18 protein-coding genes and 2 pseudogenes are annotated in these 21,110 nt (G+C 58.0%); 14 read left to right on the forward strand and 6 right to left on the reverse strand.

From position 1 onward, the window contains the following. Positions 1 to 181: 181 nt before the first annotated feature. On the reverse strand, positions 182 to 1,132 hold the full coding sequence (locus tag NVV77_RS07690) for a hypothetical protein (protein WP_295411866.1): 951 nt from the start codon (positions 1,130 to 1,132) through the stop codon (positions 182 to 184). A 351-nt stretch (positions 1,133 to 1,483) separates the two neighbouring features. Here NVV77_RS07690 and NVV77_RS07695 point away from each other — a divergent pair, with 351 nt between their 5' ends. From NVV77_RS07695 to NVV77_RS07715, 5 genes are all read left to right on the forward strand, one after another. Continuing rightward, positions 1,484 to 3,541 (forward strand): AAA family ATPase, encoded by a 2,058-nt coding sequence (locus NVV77_RS07695; protein ID WP_295411867.1) that lies wholly within the window; start codon positions 1,484 to 1,486, stop codon positions 3,539 to 3,541. Beyond that, positions 3,538 to 3,747 carry a hypothetical protein gene (locus tag NVV77_RS07700; protein WP_295411868.1) on the forward strand — a complete coding sequence of 70 codons (210 nt, stop codon included), beginning with the start codon at positions 3,538 to 3,540 and terminating at the stop codon, positions 3,745 to 3,747. Before NVV77_RS07695 ends, NVV77_RS07700 begins: the two co-directional genes overlap by 4 nt. 101 nt (positions 3,748 to 3,848) lie before the next feature. Then, positions 3,849 to 4,640, forward strand: coding sequence for a metallophosphoesterase (locus NVV77_RS07705; protein ID WP_295411869.1), 792 nt, complete (start codon positions 3,849 to 3,851; stop codon positions 4,638 to 4,640). 375 nt (positions 4,641 to 5,015) lie between these two features. Next, positions 5,016 to 7,025, forward strand: coding sequence for an AAA family ATPase (locus NVV77_RS07710; protein ID WP_295411870.1), 2,010 nt, complete (start codon positions 5,016 to 5,018; stop codon positions 7,023 to 7,025). Between the two features lie 44 nt (positions 7,026 to 7,069). After that, positions 7,070 to 8,002: a hypothetical protein gene (locus tag NVV77_RS07715; protein WP_295411871.1), complete on the forward strand. Its 933-nt coding sequence runs from the start codon at positions 7,070 to 7,072 to the stop codon at positions 8,000 to 8,002. A gap of 152 nt (positions 8,003 to 8,154) precedes the next feature. Here the strand turns inward: NVV77_RS07715 and NVV77_RS07720 are convergent. The 3 genes and pseudogenes from NVV77_RS07720 to NVV77_RS07730 form a co-directional block, all read right to left on the reverse strand. Then, positions 8,155 to 9,220, reverse strand: a pseudogene (locus NVV77_RS07720) (DMT family transporter). Between the two features lie 266 nt (positions 9,221 to 9,486). Beyond that, positions 9,487 to 10,680 carry a ZIP family metal transporter gene (locus NVV77_RS07725; RefSeq protein ID WP_295411872.1) on the reverse strand — a complete coding sequence of 398 codons (1,194 nt, stop codon included), beginning with the start codon at positions 10,678 to 10,680 and terminating at the stop codon, positions 9,487 to 9,489. Positions 10,681 to 10,682: 2 nt separating this feature from the next. Next, complete coding sequence (locus NVV77_RS07730; protein WP_295411873.1) at positions 10,683 to 11,822, reverse strand: multicopper oxidase domain-containing protein; 1,140 nt, start codon at positions 11,820 to 11,822, stop codon at positions 10,683 to 10,685. Positions 11,823 to 12,016: 194 nt separating this feature from the next. Here NVV77_RS07730 and NVV77_RS07735 point away from each other — a divergent pair, with 194 nt between their 5' ends. The 3 genes from NVV77_RS07735 (at position 12,017) to NVV77_RS07745 (ending at position 14,082) form a co-directional block, all read left to right on the forward strand. Then, positions 12,017 to 12,445, forward strand: coding sequence for a disulfide bond formation protein B (locus tag NVV77_RS07735; RefSeq protein ID WP_295411874.1), 429 nt, complete (start codon positions 12,017 to 12,019; stop codon positions 12,443 to 12,445). A 2-nt stretch (positions 12,446 to 12,447) separates the two neighbouring features. After that, complete coding sequence (locus tag NVV77_RS07740) at positions 12,448 to 13,089, forward strand: thioredoxin domain-containing protein (protein ID WP_295411875.1); 642 nt, start codon at positions 12,448 to 12,450, stop codon at positions 13,087 to 13,089. A 213-nt stretch (positions 13,090 to 13,302) separates the two neighbouring features. Further along, positions 13,303 to 14,082 (forward strand): murein L,D-transpeptidase family protein, encoded by a 780-nt coding sequence (locus tag NVV77_RS07745; RefSeq protein ID WP_295411876.1) that lies wholly within the window; start codon positions 13,303 to 13,305, stop codon positions 14,080 to 14,082. Positions 14,083 to 14,099: 17 nt separating this feature from the next. On the opposite strand, the gene NVV77_RS07750 is transcribed toward NVV77_RS07745, so the two are convergent. Both NVV77_RS07750 and NVV77_RS07755 read right to left on the reverse strand, forming a co-directional pair. After that, on the reverse strand, positions 14,100 to 14,549 hold the full coding sequence (locus NVV77_RS07750) for a hypothetical protein (RefSeq protein WP_295411877.1): 450 nt from the start codon (positions 14,547 to 14,549) through the stop codon (positions 14,100 to 14,102). A 53-nt stretch (positions 14,550 to 14,602) separates the two neighbouring features. Next, positions 14,603 to 15,034, reverse strand: a complete 432-nt coding sequence (locus NVV77_RS07755; RefSeq protein ID WP_295411878.1) for a helix-turn-helix domain-containing protein — start codon at positions 15,032 to 15,034, stop codon at positions 14,603 to 14,605. A 66-nt stretch (positions 15,035 to 15,100) separates the two neighbouring features. On the opposite strand from NVV77_RS07755, the pseudogene NVV77_RS07760 reads away from it, so the two are divergent. The 6 genes and pseudogenes from NVV77_RS07760 (at position 15,101) to NVV77_RS07785 (ending at position 20,970) form a co-directional block, all read left to right on the forward strand. Further along, a pseudogene (locus NVV77_RS07760) lies at positions 15,101 to 17,316 on the forward strand (heavy metal translocating P-type ATPase). Between the two features lie 10 nt (positions 17,317 to 17,326). Beyond that, positions 17,327 to 17,806, forward strand: a complete 480-nt coding sequence (locus NVV77_RS07765) for a copper chaperone PCu(A)C (protein ID WP_295411879.1) — start codon at positions 17,327 to 17,329, stop codon at positions 17,804 to 17,806. After that, positions 17,803 to 18,405, forward strand: coding sequence for an SCO family protein (locus tag NVV77_RS07770; RefSeq protein ID WP_295411880.1), 603 nt, complete (start codon positions 17,803 to 17,805; stop codon positions 18,403 to 18,405). Before NVV77_RS07765 ends, NVV77_RS07770 begins: the two co-directional genes overlap by 4 nt. Positions 18,406 to 18,408: 3 nt before the next feature. Beyond that, entirely contained in the window at positions 18,409 to 19,497 is a 1,089-nt protein-coding gene (locus NVV77_RS07775; RefSeq protein WP_295411881.1) for an NAD(P)/FAD-dependent oxidoreductase, read from the forward strand. 327 nt (positions 19,498 to 19,824) lie between these two features. Further along, positions 19,825 to 20,295 (forward strand): signal peptidase II, encoded by a 471-nt coding sequence (gene lspA / locus NVV77_RS07780; protein WP_295411882.1) that lies wholly within the window; start codon positions 19,825 to 19,827, stop codon positions 20,293 to 20,295. Positions 20,296 to 20,652: 357 nt separating this feature from the next. After that, a complete protein-coding gene (locus NVV77_RS07785; protein WP_295411883.1) occupies positions 20,653 to 20,970 on the forward strand; it encodes a hypothetical protein in 318 nt (105 codons plus the stop codon). Positions 20,971 to 21,110 lie beyond the last annotated feature (140 nt).

Consider the following 21,110-nt stretch of genomic DNA (forward strand, 5'->3'; position numbering starts at 1 on the left):
CAGAAACGCACCAACTTCGCCATCGATAGCTGTGATATCCGGACGCGGTCGCAAGCCTAGCGTCATATGAACATATAGATCCAGCTTGCGGAGATTCGGCGATGATGATCCCAAGAGCATCAAATTGTGGCATCTCAGGCTTTGATGAACGGGCCATGTGGAGGCCGTCAGATGGCCCCATTTAGCGCGTTGGACCTAAGGCATGTCGTTTGTCCAAAAACGCCGCGATGGCCACTTCCGGTCCATGAATAGTCAGATCATCGTGCAGGTCCTCAAGGGTTAAGAAGGACGCTTCCTGGAGCCGTTCGTCGAGAGTTCGCTCAATGGGTCCGTGAGTGATCTGCTCGATGAGGCTTTTCAGACGCGAAAGTTTGGCCTGGCGAAAGGCGTCTTGGGCATCTTTCAGAAGCTGATGGTTGGTTTTTACAACATTTGCCTCGTTTACAATGTCTATTGTCAACTCCAATTGATGGTACCTTTCAAGAACGATGAGGGATAAGCCTCGTAGAGTGGATAGGACATAAAGATTTCTGTATGCGATCTTCTTGTCAGATGTGAGTTCACTGCCGAATTTTGCTTCAAGTGCCTCTATGGTGTCGTGGACAATTAGCACTGGATCAAAGTGTGCCGCGTCTTCGGAAAACAGACTCAAAATGATATCGAGCGCGCCATCGGAATGGCGGAATTGATTGTAGGGTATCTCGGATAAATACCGATTGCGGTAGCGATGTACTGTACCCATACCAAACGGGTTGCTAGATCGAAGAAACTGGCGCTGACCCGCGCCGCCCGTCAGGTGCAAAACCGTTTGGTGAAGGTTTATCTCGCGCAATGCGTTTCGCGTGCTCTTTGAGCGAAAGTTGTCTCCGTAGCGGACTTGGCCCTCGGTTCGAACAATCGTGGTAAAATACTCGAGCATCCGAAACGGCATAAGCGGGTCGTGCCGCGTTTGGAATTCGACCTGATGTGTACTTTTTTTGTCTTCTGAAATGCGCAGAAGGTCTGCACGCCGCTCATGCTCATACACGGCTTGCGTGTCCAAATCCCCCGAGGTCGGAATCTCTAGAAAATGGCACAACTGATCCGAACCTTGCCTGAGTGCACGTTTAATGACGATGTCGTAGTCGCCCATTCAGATTATTGTCTCCCGAAACTATGAAAGGTCCAAACGATCTAATCCAAAAACCCAAAAAAATCATGAGTGTGAGTGATTTGGATGGAGCCCGCTCAAGGGGTCTCTTGAAGTCTCAAATGACCACGCCCTCCAATCAGTAAACCCATTCGGAAGCAAGCGCCCCCTAACCAGACTTCGGGTCAGGCGGAAACACAACTTTTCCCAGCTACATTGCTGCTTGACAATGTTCTCTATTTGTTCTTTTTAACAATCGCTCACGTATGCAGCACGTGACCTCCCAGAAAATCCCGCCGCTTTGAACTGACCGCGACACTCCGTGGCCAGCAGCGGCTAGCTATGGAGGACGTGATGCAAGAGACATCCGCCCACGACCAAGCGCAGGCTGACATCCTCGCGCGCGCCTACCTGGACTCCCTGGCTCAGGCCGAAGGCATCAAGATGAAGAGAAGCATGCTGCGGGGCAATCACGTTCACAACAATCTGGTTGATACGGTCCTCGACGACCTGGACGCGGACGAGGGCAAGTCCTCCCCACAAATGCGTGCGGACGTGGCAATGGCCGCCGTTCTGATTGCCCGTGAAATCGCTCAGCACAAGGGACTGGCGCGTCTTCTGCGCAAGGAGTGTCCTGTCGTTGTAATCAACACGCGCACATCAGACATGGTTGAGCAGATCAGCGACGTCGTCACCGCATGCATTTTGCCCGCGGCTCCAAATCGCCGACACGTTGTTGCACGAGATGGCTCCGAAAAATCGCACATGCCCAGCCGCGGCAATAGCGAGGTGATCGAGGCCCGAAGCCGGAGCTGGCCGATCGTCGGCATCGCCCCTTCGCCGAAGAAGCAGTTGCCGAGCAGCCTCATGCGCATGATGCAGTACGAGCTGTCGATCCCACCAATCGACCGGTGGTCCCTCAGCTTGGTCTTGGAAGCAATCACAGGTACCGCATATGGCGGCGAGATCGATGACCAGTTGCTCCGGAATATCGACTACACTGACCTGTCCTTGGCCATCCACAGAGACCTGACGCCCGAACTGTGCCTTGAGCGCCTCGCTGAAATGGTCGGCAAGAAGACGAACGTCGACATTGATGGCCCCGCGCTTGAACAGTTGGCGGGATATGGAGAGGCGAAGGACTGGGGGCTCGAGCTCATCCACGACATCACTGAGTACCGGGCAGGGCGCCTTGCCTGGTCTGATGTGGACCATAGCGGCCTGCTGCTCAGTGGTCCTCCTGGCGTTGGAAAAACGCAGTTCGCCAAGGCACTGGCGAAGTCAGCTAATGTACCACTGATTGCGACGTCCGTCGCAGATTGGAACGCTGCGAGCTATTTGTCCGGCACCCTGCAGGCCATCCGAGACGTCTTTGGCCAGGCCAAGCGTGCGGCACCCGCCGTTCTTTTCATCGATGAAATTGACGGCATCAGCAATCGCTCGACGATCAGCGGCGAGTATGTCGAATACTGGAGCCAGATCGTCAATTTGCTGCTCGAATGTCTGGCTGGCGTCGAGGACAGGGAAGGCGTCGTGGTAGTCGCAGCGACCAACCATCCAGATCGGATCGACCCAGCAATTGTCAGGGCAGGTCGGCTTGATCACCACATCGAATTGGAAAAGCCCGACCTGGCTTCGCTGGCGAAAATCTTCAGATTTCACCTCGGTGAGGCAGTTCTCGCTGATGTCGACCTGATGCCAATAGCCATGGCGTCACGTGGTGCCACCGGCGCCGACGTCGAGGCCTGGGTTCGTCGCGGCAGGGCGGCAGCCCGACGTGCTCGCCGCGATATTGAGGTTGACGATCTTCTTGCCCAAATCTGGAACGGGCGACATGCACTTCTAGAAGACCATCTCGGGCGCGTCGCGCTGCATGAAGCCGGCCATGTGCTGGCATCGCTTCTCCTCGGCGCTGGGGATGTAGTGGGGGTCTCCCTTCACGCAAACGGCGGTGAAGCCGAGCTGCAGGCAGAAATTCGCGGAACGATGACAGCATCGGAGGTCGAACGTCATATCGTCGTTGCGCTGGCGGGTCGCGCTGCGGAAATCCTCGTGCTCGGGAGTGCAAGCATCGGGGCAGGAAACGGCACTTCGTCAGACTTGGCGCGTGCGACGGAATTGGCGCGCAAGCTTGAAATCCAATACGGCTTGGGCGTTTTTGGCCCTGCCTTTGTCCTCGGGCAGCCGGCTGACCGTCTCTATTCCGGCGGAGCATTGTTGAGCGCGATCGGCAAGCGCTTGGAGGCCGCCGAACAGCGGGCTGCGACCATCCTGAAAGAAAACCAGGGTGTCTTGCTGCGCCTGGCCGATGAACTCTGCGCGCGTCGCTACCTGTCCGGCGACGAGGTGAATGACATTGTCGACGGTTTTACCTCGACGGCTACCGTGGCAACGAACGAGGCAGCAGAATGAGCAGCTTCATTGGATACTCTGCGGGTGTGCTCGGCGGTCACGCACGGGAGGAGGTCGATCGCCTTCTAGATGCGGCAGATAACTTCTCGGCGCAGCACGATCTCGATGCCGACGATGTCCTCGGCGAAATCGCGAAGGTCCTCAATCGGCGTGTCGAATTCGCCAGATTGCGCAAGCGCTTCGGCGTCACCCTGCCTACACGATAGCTGTTGATCGGGCAGGGGAGTTCGCCCTCCTGCCCACTTCTAAATCCACCCCACCACCACGAATTTCACCCCTGTCCTGTAGGGTAAGGCGGAGCTTTGCCATGAGAGGCTGGATTTTTAGCGATACCCATATCCCTAACGTCGACCACCCCATCCAACAGGTTTTTCCCACAATACCGGAAGCGGACCTTTGCATCTGCGCTGGCGACATCGTCGAATCCGATCCAGTCGCCAGCGTGTGTTGGTTGGCCCAGCACATCAGACCGCACATGCAGGTGGTCTTCGTCATGGGCAACCATGAATTCTACAACCTCGAGAGCACCATGGAGCGAGATCGTGAGAGGGCCAGAATTGCCGCGATCCAGTTCGACATTGATCTCCTCGACGATGCCGCAGTGACCATTGATGGCGTTCTATTCGCGGGAACGACGTTGTGGTCTGACTTCGCAATTCTCGCCGGAGACGATCTGGCGAAGAGAGAGAATGCTATGGCTGAGGCCGGCCGCGGGCTTAACGATTTTCGTCTCATCAGGACCAGGGAGAACTCATCTGAAACGTGGACACCCCATCTGGCCCGAATGCAACATTTCCAATCCCGGTATTGGCTAGATCAGGTGCTAGCGAGCCATATCGGCCCTCGAGTGGTGGTTAGCCATCACGCTCCGCACCCGCTATCGATAGCACCAGAATTCGCCAAGGATCCAGTAACCGCCGCATTCGTCTCGGATTTGAGCGACGTCATCATGCGCAACCAGCCGAACCTCTGGATTCATGGTCACACGCACTCGTCCTTCAACTACAGTATCGGGGTTACCAAGGTTAGGTGTAATCCAAAGGGGTACCGGCACGAGAGAGTGGCCGGATACGATCCGGGCCTTATCGTTGAAATATAGCGGGTCCTGACTTTGCCGGATTATGCTGACGATCGAGATGGCTCCAAATAATTACGGTGGCGTGTGCGAGGAGTGAGCCCGTCACGACGACTGCGTCGGAACGACCAGAGAACGCCGTTGCGAGCAAGGGTATCGTCGCCAGAAAATGGTTGGATGCGAAGCTGAGCTAGTCCTAGGTGTATAGGAGGGCGAGTAAGAAGCGCCTGACAATGGCCGCATCCTCTAGTCGAGCTCGACGCAGAAAACTTATTGAGTAACCCGATTGATTTGCTCATCAGCAGACCACATCTTTGCGTTTGGTTTCGAGAATTCCGAGGGTGTCGAACGCGCAGGAAATAGCGTGACGAAATCGATAGGACGATTGGGGGAAGAGACGTGAAGCTGTTTAAGGCGCAGGTCCAGAATTATCGCAGCATTCGAGACACCGGCGAATTCGAGATCGAGGGGATCAAGACCATCCTGGTGGGCCCGAACGAGGCGGGCAAAACGGCGGTGCTACAGGCTCTCCAGAGGTTAAAGCCCCCCGCGACGGTTCGCCCCTTGAATCCGCTGAGAGACTACCCGCGGGCTCTGTACAACGACATCGCAACCGGAAAGGTGAAGCCCGGAAGCGTCAAGGTTGTTATCGGTCAATTTGCGCTCGATTCCGACGATCTGGCATTGTTGCCCGATGGCTTTGGCAGCGCGGGCAACGTTTTTGTCGTTACGCGATACCTCGATGACGCTTTGCGATATCATTGCACGTCAGCACCGGCGACACCGTACTACAAAGATTTCAAGATTGATCTGGCGCGCATGGCGGCGCACATGGATCGCGGCGATATCGCAAAGCCCGCGACAGCCGCTTTGACCCAGCTAGTTAGCGGCTGGGCGGACTACACTTCGGTCACCGGCACGCCTGCGACCTCGCTGATCTCTTGGCTCGAGAACAACATTGCCTTGGTGGACGAGGATGACGCTCGCGAAACCAAGAGACACGAGGACCTGATCGCGAAGATCGAAGTCTATAGGGCCTATCAACAGGCGTGTGCTGAGCTGTACAAGCGAGTGCCCAAGTTCATACTGTTCAGCAACATCTTTCGCGTTCGGCCGAACATCCACCTCGAGCATCTGGCCGCCCGGCTCGAGAACAACGACCTCGACGACGAGCAATACGACTATGGAAACAGCTGTCTCCTGAAGCTCCTGGGGTTCACCGCTCGGCAGCTGTCCGATTTAGGAAAAGTGAGTTCGCCGGCCTCCCACGATCAAGCGGGTCTAGATCGTGTGCGTGAACAGTTGGATAGTCGAAACTATCAGCTCAATGCCGCCAGCGTGCGGTTGTCACGTGAGATCAAGGAAATCTGGAATCCTGACGAGGGGAAGGGTGAGGCCAGTAAGCTGCGCTTGATAGCCGATGGCCAGTATCTCAAGGTTGTCGTCGAAGACAGTGTCGGCGTTGAGGTCGAGTTGGACCAACGTTCTGAGGGGTTCCAGTGGCTGGTTTCGTTCTTCGTTGTCTTCTTCTCCGAAGCCGAAGGGGAACATGCCAATTCAATTCTCCTCTTGGACGAGCCTGGCGTCAGCTTGCACGCGATTAAGCAGCGAGATTTCCGCAACACCATCAGCCGTCTCGCCACCAAGAACCCGACCATCTACACCACGCACTCACCATTTCTCGTTGGTCCTGACGAGCTTGATATCGTGCGTGTCGTGGAGATGACCGATCGCGAGGTTGGGACCAAAGTTCACACATCGGTTACCTCAAGTGATCCTGCTGCTTTACTCCCGCTGCAGGAAGCCCTCGGCTACGATCTGGCTCAGAGCCTGTTTGCGAGCCAGAGAAATCTGATCTGCGAGGGACTTACAGACTATTGGTATGTTGAGGCGACATCACAAATGTTCGTTGCCGATGGCCTCACAGGTTTGAGTGAAAAGATCGCGATCGTGCCCAGCAATACTGCCAGCAAGGTGGTCTATTTCGCCACAATTCTGACGGCGCACAATCTGAAGGTTGCAGCGCTTTTGGACTCGGACAATGCTGGCGATCAGGCAGCCAGCCAGGAAATCCTCGTACACCGGCTTGGAGCGAAGCGCATTCTGCGGACTGCCGACTACACTGCCCCGAAAATTCCAAAGGCTGAGATCGAGGACCTGCTTCGAGACACCCTCATCGCGATCTCTGCGAAGGAACTCGGAATTGATGTCACCGCTGAGGCTGCTGCATCTCCGACATCACCCTTGGTTGACATTCTTGCTACAAAAGGCGGCTCTGCATTCTCGAAGTACAAGCTCGCGAAGGCCTACATGCGCTGGACCAGGGAGCACGGCTCGGCCGATCTGTCCGAAGCGGAACGTTCCGGTTGGACCAAGCTTTTGGCGGCGATAAATTCCTCGCTGAAATAGTTTGGGAGTTCTGATCGGGACGCAGCCACGATAGGAGGGGCAAATTGGGGAAACAGGCCGACGCAGCCTTGGCTGCACGCTTGGCGGATTGGAAGTCTGCTTTCAAAGACGAGGTAACAGGTATCCAGACAATCATGGACGACATGCTCTGGGACTATGCCGCATTTCGCACCGCGATCAGCATAGTTTATCTGGCCAATCAACGGCAACGGGCGAACAATCCGCAAGACGACGCCGCTACTCTCAACCAGATGCTCTTCAATCTCTTAGCGAAAGGATATTGGTCCAGTTTGCTCCTGGGTGCCCGGAAGCTCTTGGACGATGGGCCGATACGGGGACCTCGGGGGGTGAATTCGCTCCGGGCAATCCTTAGTGACATCAAGGCTGTTCAGCCTAAGCTCACCCGCCGTGTCTACGTCGAGAAGCTTCGGATGGCTCGCTACGACCTCGAAAAATTGCAGCAAGTAAACTGGGAAACGTTGAAGGCTGCCAATGGAATGCCGATCTGGGGTGACCCTGCACTTATGCAAAGTGATTTTGCTCACAGGGATTTCGACTATTTGAGCGGGGTCAAACCGGCCGACCGGACCGAGCTAGACCTGATCGACCCTATGGTTTTTGACCTGTTTGAAAGCCGTCTGGCCCAACTTGACGAGATCAGCGAGCACACCTCCACGCACATTGCCCATGCCGGTAACGCCGAGAGCCGCCTAGGTAAAGGCCTAGAGCAGTTCGACATGCGCGACGCGAGGGAAGTCCTGAAGGCTCTAAAGGAGCTCAGCGACCGTATCGGGCTTTGGTTTGCGGATTCCGGCGTCGCGACGCTCGCCGTTTACCAGGGTGACCAGTTTGAGGCACTTGACCTCCCCGCGGTCGCTTCCATTGATCTGCCAGAGCTTGAGGCCAACTGGGGCATTATCGACCAGGACATTGATTCGTGGACCTTGAGTCCAGAGGAGCTTCTGACGGGAGGTTAGTAGATCCTCAACGAGGTTTCCGCCTTCGGCTTTCAACGTTGTGATCAACCATTGTTGTCGGTTAGCTTCCGACCCCATACAGGACATCGGCAGTCGCCAAGAAGTTGCCGTAAGCAGCCGTGCCCGCTAGAGGGCGACGAGCAAGTTGAACACTAGCCGTGGCTGTGCCCGTGGCGATGGTGAAGGTCGGGATAGTGTGGGTGCTTGTGCCGCAACGGTTCGTGCCGGTGCCAGTGCGAGTGCGGTTCCGTTATCGGGCCTTCGTGGGTGTGGTGGTGGTGCTCGTCATGGGTATGAGCATGGTCGTGCTCGAGCGCTTCATGGTCATGTTCGTGGTCGTGCCGTTCGGCCAGGTGCAGGTACAGTCCGATCGCCATCAGTGTCCCGGCGCCCACCAGCTGCCAAGTGATGGCGTCCCGGAAGATCGCGATCGCAAGCACCGAGCCGATGAAAGGCGCGAGGGAGAAATAGGCGCCCGTCCTCGCCGTGCCTAGGTGTCGCAGCCCGAGCATGAACATGACGAGGCTGACACCGACACCCGAGGAAGCCGACGACGGCACCGGCTCCGATCAGGCCGACGCCGGGCAGGCTGGCACCCAGCGAAAGCGCGAGCACAAGGTTCGTCGATCCGGCGACCAAACCCTTGATCATGGCGATCTGCACCGGGTCGGCGGACGACAACTTGCGGGTTAGGTTGTTGTCGATACCCCAGCTCAGGCATGCCGCCGCGATAAACAGGCTGCCGGTATCGAGGCTGAGGCCCGTACCCGTCCACGATAGCAGGACGGCTCCAGCGAGGATGGCTGCGGCACCAAGGATCAGCCGGCGGTCGACGTTCTCGCGGAACACGATCCAGGCGATGGCCATCGTGGCCAGGCTCTCGAGGTTCAACAATAAAGATCCGGATGCTGCGCTCGTTTGGGATAGCCCGAGCATGAGGAACATCGGTCCCAGCATGCCGCCGAACAGGATCACCGCCGCCAGCCAAGGCAGATCACCGCGCTTCAGAGATGCCTCCGGAGACTGCAGGCCGATCAGCGGACGACCCACGTGCACGATGGCCGGGCCGACGCCAGCACCGAGGTATAGGATACCTGCGAGCAGCCATGGATCGACGGAGCCGATCAGAAGCTTGGAAAGCGGTGCTGAAGCGCCGAAGAGGACTGCCGAGCCTAGTGCTAAGGGCACTCCCGGCCAAAGAAGCGAAGTCTTGGTCATTCCTCAAGTTAGCGCAATTTCGGGGACGTGCCAACGGAGGGTCGCGGCTAGAGGCAGTCCGCTTCAACTCTCATCCGCTCATTCGCTGCCAATCCGCCTCCCACCCCAAATCCGAGCAGGGGCGCGCATCGAACGCTTTTTGGACCTAAGCCTTCTCTCTTGCTGTGCCCAAAAGCCGCCTCCGTTTGATACGCGCTAAAAGCTATGCCCTGGAGCCGGGGAAAGTCTGAAGCCGCCACTAAAGGCAACGCCACACGCAACGCCATCTAGACCTTTATGAGGGCAGCTGTAACGTACATGAACGCGACGCCGATGAGGAAGCCACTGAGCACTGGAAGAGTCAGCCAGTATTTCCCTTCCTGGCGAGTGGTGCGAAGGAAGTAAGACGTTACCTCAACCATGACCTGAAGGATTGCACCAGCTCCAACACCAAGCGCCAATGCTGACCACTGTGGTGCATAGGATAAACTGCCAAGCCACATGCCTAAAACGGCCGGCGCCCCGGCGAGGAGTGTCAACGCGACGAAGACCCAGAGGGAGGGTCTATTCCGGACCATCGGCGCAGCAATTCCAATGCCTTCCGTTACGTTGTGGATTGCGAAACCCAGCACGAGAAAGGTACCTAAGCCTGCGGATCCAGCGGCGAACGCGGCGCCTATTGCCAGACCTTCACCGAAGTTATGCAAGCCGATCCCAATGGCGATGTAGGAAGCAAGGGCAATGCCTTCGGGGCGCCCGGCGCGCCTGCCAATTGCCATCAGCAACAGGAAGGTGGACAGCGCAGCCAGCAGAACCATCGCCTGGCCTTGAAATATGGCTGCCGCCTCCGCTGCAAGCTCCAGCGCCTCAAATGTCATGTCCACGAGCAAGAAGGTCAGCAAGCCCACGGTAAGGGCCAGGACGAAGCTCATTCCTGTGGCGCCGATACCTCGCATCGCGGGGTAGAACATCAAGCCGATCGCCACTGGCAGAATTCCGACAATGGCACCGACGATTGCCTGTTGTTGCAATTGCCCCTGCGTCGCTTCCGGAGTCGGCACCGCTACGGCGATCTCGTGCTCGAAGGTGGTGCCCGTTTGCGTGACGATCTTGATCCGATGCGCTTCACCGAGGACCCAAGGATAGGCAATGCTGATCCAGGCGGTCGAGCCGCGGGCCAGTGGACCGGCAGGTGTCATGGTAAACATCCAGTAGGCGTCATCAACCTGCACCTGGGCGACGGTCATCGCTTCCGAGCCGCCGGCTCGGATCTGAAACTGCATGCCGGCGCTATTGAGAACAGTGCGTTCGAAGGTAACCGCCTCAACGGGAGGCGCGCCGTTGTTGAAGTTTTTGAGCGGGTCGGCTGCAGCAATCCAGGCTATCGTGATCGCGAGGACGAGCAGGGGCGCCAACAGCCACAAAAAGCGCCGGATTCGATCGGAGGTGGAAATGGCCGATTGGGGGGCTACTTCGTTCATTTTTATTGCTCCACCACGTCGAACATTCCCATCCAGCCCAGCTCGGTGAACTCGGCTTGATGGGCGTGAAACATGTACTGACCGGCTTCGTGATTGGCGTAGTTGAACTCGAGGATTCCTCGTTGCGCCTGGCATTGCATGATTAGGTCCACGGTCTTTAGGGTAGGTGTAAGCGTCGTGCCGGTGTCGTAGTAGTCGAAGAAATTTGCGTGGAGATGGAAGGAGTTGATGGGATCAAACTCGGTCACGTTCACCAAGTAGATCCGAACTGGTCGTGATTTCTCAATGCGAATTGGCCGGTTCGAATAGGCATGAGCAACCGTGTTGACCGCGTATAACTCGTTCTCATTGTCAAAATTGGTGTCGAACGCATTCATCACCATGACCAGTTCCTGCCACCTTGCGTTTTCAGGTGTACCATGGAGCCGAGAGCGGGCGACCTCGGCCAGTTCGGGATGCAGTTCAGGATCGGGATCGATGACGAAGGCGCCGTACATGCCCTTGTGCATGTGCCGTTTCAACGGCAGGGCATGACAATGATAGAGATGGCAGCCGAAAGGCTTCGCGTCGAATTCGTAGATGAACTCCTCGCCGGGATTGATCAGTCCGGCACCAGGCACCCCATCCATGCGCCAAGAATGAATGCCGTGAAAATGCATGGAGTGCGGATGCGAGCCGTAATTGCGGAAGATGATCCGCAGGCGCTCACCCTCCTTGGCTCTCAATGCGGGCCCCGGAACTCTGCCGTTGAACGTCCAGGCGGGGAACATAACGCCAGGGGCGATTTCAATCTCCTTGTCGATGGCTTCGACCTCGAAGGTACGTAGCGGCCTGCCGTCTTCGCCCTCAGACAGAGTGCCGAAATCCCAGTCCGTCAGCATGGTCGACGGATCGAAACCGTTGCGCTGAGGATCCACCGACCCCACGGTCATCATCTGTCCATGCGCGCCGTCATGAGCACCGGGTGCCGAATAGGGATTTGAAGGTTGAGGCGAACTCTCTGATGAGGGGGGCATTTCGTGACCAGCCATAGGCTGGGCGCCCACAGAAGTGGCCAATAACGCCGTTCCTCCCGCCGCCGCGATACCGCCGAGCAAAAGACCTCGACGCGTGACCATATCGGTTGGCTCATCCGGGCTCATGCATTCACCTTTATTGCAATTGGTTCGCAACTAGATCGTGAATGCGTAGCTTTTGCAAGTGGGAATGAATTGCATCTAGGCTTATGACGGCCTGCTGCCGGAGTGAATCTTCGTAGTGGCGTGTGAGACGAAAAACCTCTTGCTCCTAGAGCGGCTAGAGGTCGTAAGACTCATCGCCAGCAATAGGAGCGACGATGCCTACGAAAGCGGATGCAAGAAGTTGGACCTGGCTCTTCACGGCATGGGTGCTGGCGCTCGTTGCGACGCTTGGGGCCTTATTTATCGGCGAAGTGATGGGGCAAACGCCATGTGTGCTCTGCTGGTATCAGCGCATCGCGATGTTCCCGCTCCCAGCGATCTTGGGTGTCGGTATCTATTTCGGGGATAAGAATGGACCATTCTATTCGCTTCCCCTTGCGGTCTCCGGGGCCCTCATTGCGGCCTATCACACCGCGCTGTTTTACGGCTTCATCCCAGAGTCCATACAGCCCTGCACCGCCAACGGACCGTCCTGTTCCGACGCTGCCATGACAATTTTCGGCATCTTGCCGCTACCAGTCCTCTCGCTTCTGACTTTTGCAGCGATTGTTTTCCTGCTTGTCCTAGCCCTTCGGAGATCCTGATCTTGAACCGACGTCTTCTCCTTATTGCCACCGCGACCGTCGCGGTTGCCGTCTTTGTCGTCGCAACCTTGGTCTATTCGCGATCAACCTCTCCCCAGGCGACGACCGTCGAGACCAGCAGTCTGGTCCGTTTCGATTCGATCGTCGTCGGGGAGCAGCACGCACCAGTAACCATTGTCGAGTGGTTCGACCCCAGCTGCGAGGCTTGCCGGGCTTTTTACCCGATCGTGAAGCAGATCATGGACCGCTACCCTGGAAAGGTGCGATTGGTTCTGCGCTATGCGCCACTGCATGAAGGCTCCGAGGAGGCGGTGCGCATCCTTGAAGCGGCGCGCAAACAAAACATGCTTATCCCCGTTTTGGAGGCAATGCTTGCAGCACAGCCCGCCTGGGCAGCGCACGGTTCGCCCAACCTTGAGCTGGCCTGGCAGGCCTCAGCCGCAGCTGGGCTGGATCTTCAGAAGGCTCAGGTAGACGCCCAGGGCGAAGATGTGACAGCGAGGATCAGCCAAGAAAAAAGCGATCTCGAAACGCTCGGAATCAAGCAAACCCCGACATTTTACGTGAACGGGCAGGAGCTGGTCGACTTTGGGCCACAGCAGCTTGCTGATCTCGTTAGCGCCGAAGTCGCCAAGGCCGACTGACGGGAAACCTATTCCTTGTGGAAGGACAAGCGGCACACAGCCATCGCAACACTTTCGCCTCGCCAAACAGGGGAAGGCGGCCGCTTATTTGCTCGATCACGATCACGATCACGATCAGGAGATAATCTCGCGAAACGACCGAGCGCACCATGGCGGGTTACGCCACGGTAACTCCGAGGCTAGTAGCCTCAGCGCTCACACTGGAGGCCAGCTATGGCGACCGTCTTTCTGCGCGCAGCGCTCCTGTTTATGGCTGCATTGGCATTGAGCGCATGCAGCCAGTTCGTCGGCGACAACCGTCACAACGTTCCGCTGCCCAAAGCGTTGGTCGACAAGCTCGCCGCCATCGGCTCATCGCCGACCGAGCCCATGGTGATCCGCGTCTTCAAACAAAGTTCGGAGCTTGAAGTCTGGAAGAGGACCACCACCGGTGATTTCGAGCTGCTCAAGACATATCCGATCTGTAAATGGTCAGGCGCTTTGGGGCCGAAGGTCAAGGAAGGTGACTATCAGTCACCGGAGGGCTTCTATGACGTCACGCCGGCGCTGATGAACCCCAAATCCAATTACTACCTGTCGTTCAATGTCGGCTTCCCCAACAAATTCGACCAGGCTTGGAACCGCACCGGTAGCTATCTCATGGTGCACGGCGACTGCCTGTCGGTGGGTTGCTACGCCATGACGGATGACGGAATAAAGGAGATATATGCGCTGGCGCGCGAGACCTTCCGAGGCAACGGCTCGTTCCAGATACAGCTGCTGCCTTTCCGCATGACCGAGCCAAATCTGACTGCGAATGCCGCCAGCCCGCATATCGCTTTCTGGCGGGACCTGAAAGTTGGAAGCGACCTTTTCGAGACTACGCGTCGGCCGCCTCTGTGGGACGTCTGCGAGAAGCGTTACGTCTTCAACAGGACTGTACCGGGCGCTGCGCCGCTTGACCCTTTGGGGCCATGTCCACCAGGGCCCTCACCAGCTATGTCGACCTTGTAAAAAGGTATCGGACTGCCTTAGTGCACGTAGTCGTGGTGGTCGGGCAGGGGCTGGTCAACCTCAAGAATTGAGGCGCGAAATGGCCCCGTCGGCGCGCCCGAAAGCTCGAGCTGCAGAATGGGCGCATTGCTCACGTCAAAGCGTCCCTCGACCAGGACTCGAACACCACCCTCCGTCATATAGAGCTCGGCATGCACCGGAATTGTGATTGTACCAAGTGCTTCGCCGGACGAAGAGACTAGCATCCCGGCATTGTTACCCGCGTACCGCACTCCGGAAACACTTACGGGGCTCTCGGTGGTGTTGTTCACCACCAGAAAAACCTCCGACATGGTGTCGCCGGGGATGGCGCGCACCCACGCGGCCTCGACTGATACGCCGTCGACGATCTCCACGGGAAGGTTGTTCATGGCGGCAGCCGACGGCGCCAAAAGAGCGCCGATCATAATTGGGAGGACAAATTTCATCCCTCCTTTTGACCTCGGTGGCGGTGACAAGACCATGTCGCTTCTCGTCGCACTCAGTCGCAGTGCTGGTGATGGCGACACTTGCCATGGTCCGCCAGGATTTCGATCACTTGGCAAGTCTCGACCCGTCCATGGCTGCATCCCTCTACCATGCGCTCCAGCTCGTTCTGCAGTGCGGTTAGACTCGCTATCTTCTGCCTGACGTCGGCGAGGCGGGCCTTCGCGATGGTGTCCGCATCGGCGCAGGACTGATCCGGGCGATCCTGTAAGGTCAGCAGCGTCTGGATTTCGCCAATATCGAAGCCGAGCTCACGGGAATGGCGGATGAAGCTCAGGCGCTCCACGTCCTTGCGGTCATAGGTGCGTCGGCCGCCCTCCGTACGGGGTGGCGCAGCAAGAAGCCCGATTTGCTCGTAGTAGCGGATAGTCGGCACCTTCACGCCGCTGGATTCGGAAACCCTACCGATCGCGATCCCGTGACTCAATTTCGCTTGCTCCTATAGTGGCTAGAGGTTGTAGCAAGAATGCCGAATACGCAAGGAGTCGGTGACATGCAACCAGATTCGAACACCATACGCTTCCGTGTCGAAGGCATGGATTGTGCCAGCTGCGCCACCAAAGTGGACACGGCAGTACGCAGGATTTCTGGGGTCGAGGACGTGTCCGTGTCCGTCGTCGCCGGCACCATGTCGGTCAAGCATTCCCAACCCATTGATCTGGCTGACATCGCCCGCCGCGTTTCCAATCTCGGCTATCCGACGAAGGCGCTGGTGGGTCCAGAAAAGGCGGCGACAAAGAGCGAGCTCAAGGGTCACGATCACAATGACCATGACCATGATCACGGCGGCAAGGGATCGTCCAGCGGGCAATTGCATTCCCATGCTGACGATCTTGAGGAAGGCGTGCCGTGGTGGCGGACCAAAAAGGCTACGATGACGCTCGGTTGCGGGGCGGCCCTTCTTGCGGCCTATATCGTGGGCCAAGTGGTGCCCGAGATCGGGCATTGGGCCTTCTTGGTAGCGTTGCTCGCTGGCTTGGTACCGATCGCCCGTCGGGCCGTAGCGGGCGCAATGGCCGGAACCCCGTTTTCCATCGAAACCCTCATGTCGATCGCGGCGATTGGTGCCGTCATCATCGGCGCCACCGAGGAGGCAGCTACCGTCGTGCTGCTGTTCCTCATCGGAGAACTGCTCGAAGGTGTGGCGGCCCAGCGAGCGCGGGCCAGCATCAAGAACCTCGCCAATCTAGTTCCTCGCACTGCGCTGCTGGTCGAGGACGAGGGGGTCAAGGAAGTCCAGGCTGCAGATCTGGCATTGAAGGCAGTGGTGCTCGTTCGCCCAGGCGATCGCATTCCCGCAGACGGTGAAATTGTGGAAGGGCGCAGTGCCATTGACGAAGCGCCCGTCACCGGAGAGAGCGTGCCGAAGTCGAAGGGGCCCGGTGATGCAGTCTTCGCTGGCACAATCAACACCGACGTCGCTCTCAAAATCAAGGTCACCGCCAGCGCCACCGACAATACGATCGCTCGCGTGATCGCTCTCGTTGAGGAGGCGCAGGAGAGCAAAGCCCCTACCGAACGCTTCATTGACGGGTTCTCGAAATACTACACGCCTGGCGTGTTGGTCGTGGGCGCACTTGTGGCAATCGTACCGCCCTTGCTGTTCGGGCAATCGTGGGATGAGTGGGTCTACAAGGGCCTCGCCATCCTACTGATCGGCTGTCCCTGTGCGCTCGTCATCTCCACCCCCGCGGCCATCGCCGCCTCCTTGTCATCGGGCGCTCGTCGCGGTCTGCTTCTCAAAGGCGGTGCGGTGCTGGAGCAGTTCCGCAAAGTCACCATGGTGGCAATGGACAAGACCGGTACCCTGACGGAAGGCAAGCCGAAGGTCACCGATATCGTCGGCATTGACCGCAGCGAGAGCAAGCTGCTGTCCATGGCGGCGGCCATCGAGACAGGCTCGAACCATCCACTCGCCTTGGCGATCGTTGAAAAGGCCAAGGCGGAAAAGGCGCCGATACCACCAGCTTTCGACATAGCCGCAGTCCCCGGCAAGGGCGTCACCGGAAGCGTCGGAGGTGAAACGGTCTTTCTTGCGTCGCCCAAAACGGCGGGCGAGCGCGTGGCGATACCTGCAGAAATCCTCTCTCGGATCGATGCCTTCAACGACGAGGGCAAGACGGTGTCTGTGCTTCTCGTGGGAGATACGCTTGCGGGCATTTTTGCCATCCGCGACGAACCTCGTGCCGATGCCATCAAGGGTGTCGCGGCCCTCCGCAACATGGGTATCGGCACGATCATGCTGACCGGCGACAACGAACGCACAGCCAAAGCGATCGGGGCATCTTTGGGAATGGATGTCAGGGCTGGACTTTTGCCAGAGGACAAGCAGAAAATCGTTCGCGAGCTGCAGGCCAGCGGCGAGGTCGTGGCCAAGATCGGCGATGGCATCAACGATGCGCCGGCCCTTGCAGCCGCTGACATCGGCGTTGCCATGGGGGAGGGACTGAAGTCGCGCTTGAAACGGCGGATGCGGCCATCCTCCATGGCCGGGTCACAGACGTCGCTAATCTCATATCGCTATCCAAATCGACGATGGCCAATATTGGTCAGAACATCACCTTGGCACTGGGGCTGAAGGCGGTGTTTCTGGTGACGACGGTGCTTGGCATAACCGGCCTGTGGCCCGCTATTCTGGCAGATACCGGCGCGACGGTGCTGGTAACGATCAATGCTATGCGCCTCCTCGGTTGGCGTGGCGAGAGCTAAGGAAAAGACTATGAAAAGGCTGCTGGCGATTCTCGCGATTGCGATGGCATCTCCCCTCGCGGCGGGGGCCCACGACTTCACCTCTGGCACAATGTACATCGACCATCCGATGATCCAAGAGGCACCTCCCGGCGCTCGAGTGCTTGGTGGATATGTGACCCTGCACAATCAAGGGGCCGAAGACGATCGACTTGTCGGCATTGAGACCCCGGCAGCCGAGAAGGTAGAACTGCACCGCTCTACCGTGACCGACGGTATTGCCCGTATGCAGCCGATGACCGATGGGCTGCCATTGCCCGCAGGGGAAATTGTCTGGCTCGGTGACAACGGCACTCATGCCATGTTCGTGCAACCGGACAAGCGCTACGCAGCGGGCGACGAACTGCCCGCGACCCTGATTTTCGAGAAAGCGGGGAGGATCGATATCACCTTCAAGGTCGAAGAGCGCTCGACTGATCTTGCACCTGGCCATGGAGAACACCCCCAGTGAAGAAGTCCGGCATTCTTCACAACGTCAGGATCGTCCTTTGGGCACTCGTCGCCGTAGCGGCGGTTGCTGCGACCTATTTTACCGTCGTTCCACGAGAAAGATCCCTCGATCAGGGTGTCGCTTTCTATTCGACACCCTTTAAGCTTACAAACCATGACGGGGCCGAAGTTACCCAGTCAGATTTTCTCGGGAAGCCTTCCGCTTGGTTCTACGGCTTCACCCAGTGCCCGGAGGTTTGCCCGACGACCCTGGCAGAGATGTCTCAACTGCTTGATGCCCTAGGCCCCGATGCCGACAAGCTCAACGTGGTCTTCGTGTCCGTGGACCCTGAGCGCGATACGGTCGAGGTAATGAAGGATTATGTCGCCTATTTCGACCAGCGCATCGTTGGAGTGACCGGAGAGCTTGAAGCCGTGAGTGCCATGGCGACAGCTCGCTACGTCTACTTCGAGAAAATCCCCCTCGATGGTGGGGACTACACGATGGAGCACAGTGCCAATGTGCAACTGGCTGACGCCGACGGCTACTTCTTCGGGACATTGGATGGGGAGGAGCCAGTCGAGACGCGTTTGGCGAAACTCCGTCGGCTTATCGAGTAGCTCATGGTCAGCAGCCCCGCTGTTCGCGATGTAGTGGTGGTAGGCGCCGGACAAGCCGGGCTGGCGATGGGTCGTCTTCTCGCTAACGCTGGTGCCGACTTTGTGCTGCTCGATGCCAATGACCGCATCGGGGATAGCTGGAGAAACAGGTATCTTGGGCTGACCCTGTTTACGCCGCGGCGATACAGCGCCCTTGCCGGTATGGCGATGGAAGGCGACCCGGACGGATATCCCGACAAGGACGAGTTTGGTGACTACCTTGAGGCGTTTGCACGCCGGCATGGGATGCCTGTCATTGGCGGGGCTACGGTCACCTCGGTCGTCCGGAAACCCGACGGCGGTTTTGCAGTGTCTGGTGACGGCTTCGAGACAATCCATGCTGCCACAATCGTTGTTGCCTGCGGGGCTTTCAAAGACCCCGTCGTTCCGCGCTGGGCGAACGGGCTGGAGATACCTCACATCGCGGCTGAAGCTTTCGGAAACGGCACCGCAACTCCGAACGATCCTTTGCTGATCGTTGGCGATGGTGCGAGTGGCCGGGACATAGCAGCGATTGCCGTCGGTCGGCGCAAGGTCGTCCTAGCCACCGGCCGGCCGCGACGGCTCTTACCCGAGTGCATCTTTGGCCGTAGCCTCTGGTGGTGGCTGGACGTCACTGGGCTGGTTCGGGCGTCAGGCGCCTCGGTTTTCGGGCGCTTCATGCGAAAGACCGATCCCTTTCCGGATCGAAACCGCAGCTTGCGCGCCCTCGACGCGATGGGCGTAGAGATCAAGGGGAGGGCTGTCGGTGCGGAGGAAAATATGGTCTTCTTCGACGACGGCACTTTCGTGCGGCCAGGCGGGATAGTCTGGGCGCTCGGATACAAACCGGATTGGTCATTCCTCAGTATCTGGGAGGCTTTCGATCCGCCGGGAAAGCTATTGCACGACCAAGGTGTTTCGCCGGTACCGGGCCTCTTCTTCCTTGGCCTTCCGTGGCAAAGCAACCGCGCTTCTGGACTGGTGATGGGTGTTAGCGACGACGCCGCTCATCTGATGAGGACGCTTGGTTCCTACCTTGAAACGAAGAACCGGCGTCCCTCCACCACATAGCGCAAGGTCGAAGAAACTCCAGTTCAACGCCGCCTCAAATGAAGCCGGAAGTTCGCGGCAATCCAGACCAATGTTGACATTCGTGGCTCATGCTAAGTTCGCGAAGCCCATGCTCCAGCTTCCCGGCAGGGTTCGCACTGGCGAAGCGCACTGGCTGTCTGACGGGTGCAACCTTCGGTCTCGTGGCAGTGATCCTGGCGGACATTCGGTTGAAGCTCGGCCAATTGGTACAGCCAGGTTTCTCGCGACTCCGTGATCACCAGCACGCTTGATCCTCTAGTAGCTATAGGTCGTAGCCAAGCCGCAGATGTATGGGTTGATCCGAAAATGAAGCTAACTGTTTCGCTCTATCTGATACCGGGGCTGATCGCAGTGGACCTGGCGGCAAAGGCGGGTATCAGAACCAATCTCGATACTCTGGATTCGCCGATACCGATTGCGCCATTCCTTTCGGTCCGGCTGGTTGAGAATGCCGGTGTGTCTTTCGGCATGTTCTCTGCTGTTCCGGCTCTGGTCGCCATTGTCACGGCGTCGCTCATTTTCGCATTTTCGGTCTGGCTGTATCGAACCCGATCCCGTCGAGAAGTGCTGGCCTTGGCCTTCATCATCGCAGGCGCCCTTGGAAACTTCGTGGACCGCAGCATTTTTGGCTCAGTCACGGACTTTCTCGGCTGGGGAGCCCCCATTTCACCTATCTTTACCAACAACTTCGCTGACCTATGGATTGGAGTCGGCGTGGTCGCTTTGTTCGGCGGTGCCCTGGTCAACCACATCAGGTTATCACGCGGCGTCACATAATCACGGTCCAGCAAGGCTCAAACCGCTCTTCGCGGGGGCGGGGGGCTTTTGGGCGCTGGGGTATCGCACCGATTGGTCGTTCCTTTAGCTGCCTGGTGCAATGGGTGCTCGGGGACCGGTCTCGCATGATGGGGGGCGCCAGTTCAATGCCTCTATTCCGTCGGCCTGCCTTGGCTGCGAAACCGGGAGTCCGCCCTTGTCATTGGGGTGAGTAAAGACGCCGAGTTTGTCGCCGCTCACCTGTTGCGGCGGGTTACCAAATCATAACCCGTAAACTGTAGGGTCTCCAATTGTTGCCTAATTTTTGGTACATTCGTTGTGCTCGATTTGGCGTCTGCGTGAGGGAGGCGGTTCGGGGTGAAGGTTGGTCAGCGACTGCTGCTAACGCTGCTGGCGTTGCTCGCCTTTGCCTTGGCTTCGCATCAGGCGATGGCGTCGGCGCCGTTGGGGGAACCTTGCATTCAAGAGCACCAGCTCGCGACCGATGACGCCCATACCGCGATCGATATCGACCATTGCGTCACTTGCTGTCAGGCAAGCCAAGCGGTTGCCTTATTCGAGGACACCCTCGATTTCGTGGCCAGCACGCTGCGGGTAGCCGCTGCTGTTGCTCGGAACGCCGATATCCAACTCTCCCTGTACGACAAGCTCCTGCGGCCTCCTCGCTTCATCTGATCCTTAGTCCTCAATCGGGTACCGACAGCGGTTCTGACCGCCTCGGCGCCCGCCTTTTTGTACTGAACCATCCGATCAGGCCATGAAACGCAGACATTTCCTTCAGCTCCTCTCGGCAGGAGCCGCCGGGCTATCGCAAA

The sequence above is a fragment of the Devosia sp. genome, assembly GCF_024707125.1.
Lineage (GTDB): Bacteria > Pseudomonadota > Alphaproteobacteria > Rhizobiales > Devosiaceae > Devosia.

Coding starts and splice junctions, on each gene's coding strand:
- NVV77_RS07745 (WP_295411876.1), top strand. CDS start 13,303: ATGGCGACCGTCTTTCTGCGCGCAGCGCTCCTGTTTATGGCTGCATTG.
- NVV77_RS07730 (WP_295411873.1), bottom strand. CDS start 11,822: ATGAGCCCGGATGAGCCAACCGATATGGTCACGCGTCGAGGTCTTTTG.
- NVV77_RS07750 (WP_295411877.1), bottom strand. CDS start 14,549: ATGAAATTTGTCCTCCCAATTATGATCGGCGCTCTTTTGGCGCCGTCG.
- lspA (WP_295411882.1), top strand. CDS start 19,825: ATGAAGCTAACTGTTTCGCTCTATCTGATACCGGGGCTGATCGCAGTG.
- NVV77_RS07735 (WP_295411874.1), top strand. CDS start 12,017: ATGCCTACGAAAGCGGATGCAAGAAGTTGGACCTGGCTCTTCACGGCA.
- NVV77_RS07765 (WP_295411879.1), top strand. CDS start 17,327: ATGAAAAGGCTGCTGGCGATTCTCGCGATTGCGATGGCATCTCCCCTC.
- NVV77_RS07695 (WP_295411867.1), top strand. CDS start 1,484: ATGCAAGAGACATCCGCCCACGACCAAGCGCAGGCTGACATCCTCGCG.
- NVV77_RS07700 (WP_295411868.1), top strand. CDS start 3,538: ATGAGCAGCTTCATTGGATACTCTGCGGGTGTGCTCGGCGGTCACGCA.
- NVV77_RS07725 (WP_295411872.1), bottom strand. CDS start 10,680: ATGAACGAAGTAGCCCCCCAATCGGCCATTTCCACCTCCGATCGAATC.
- NVV77_RS07775 (WP_295411881.1), top strand. CDS start 18,409: ATGGTCAGCAGCCCCGCTGTTCGCGATGTAGTGGTGGTAGGCGCCGGA.
- NVV77_RS07705 (WP_295411869.1), top strand. CDS start 3,849: ATGAGAGGCTGGATTTTTAGCGATACCCATATCCCTAACGTCGACCAC.
- NVV77_RS07690 (WP_295411866.1), bottom strand. CDS start 1,132: ATGGGCGACTACGACATCGTCATTAAACGTGCACTCAGGCAAGGTTCG.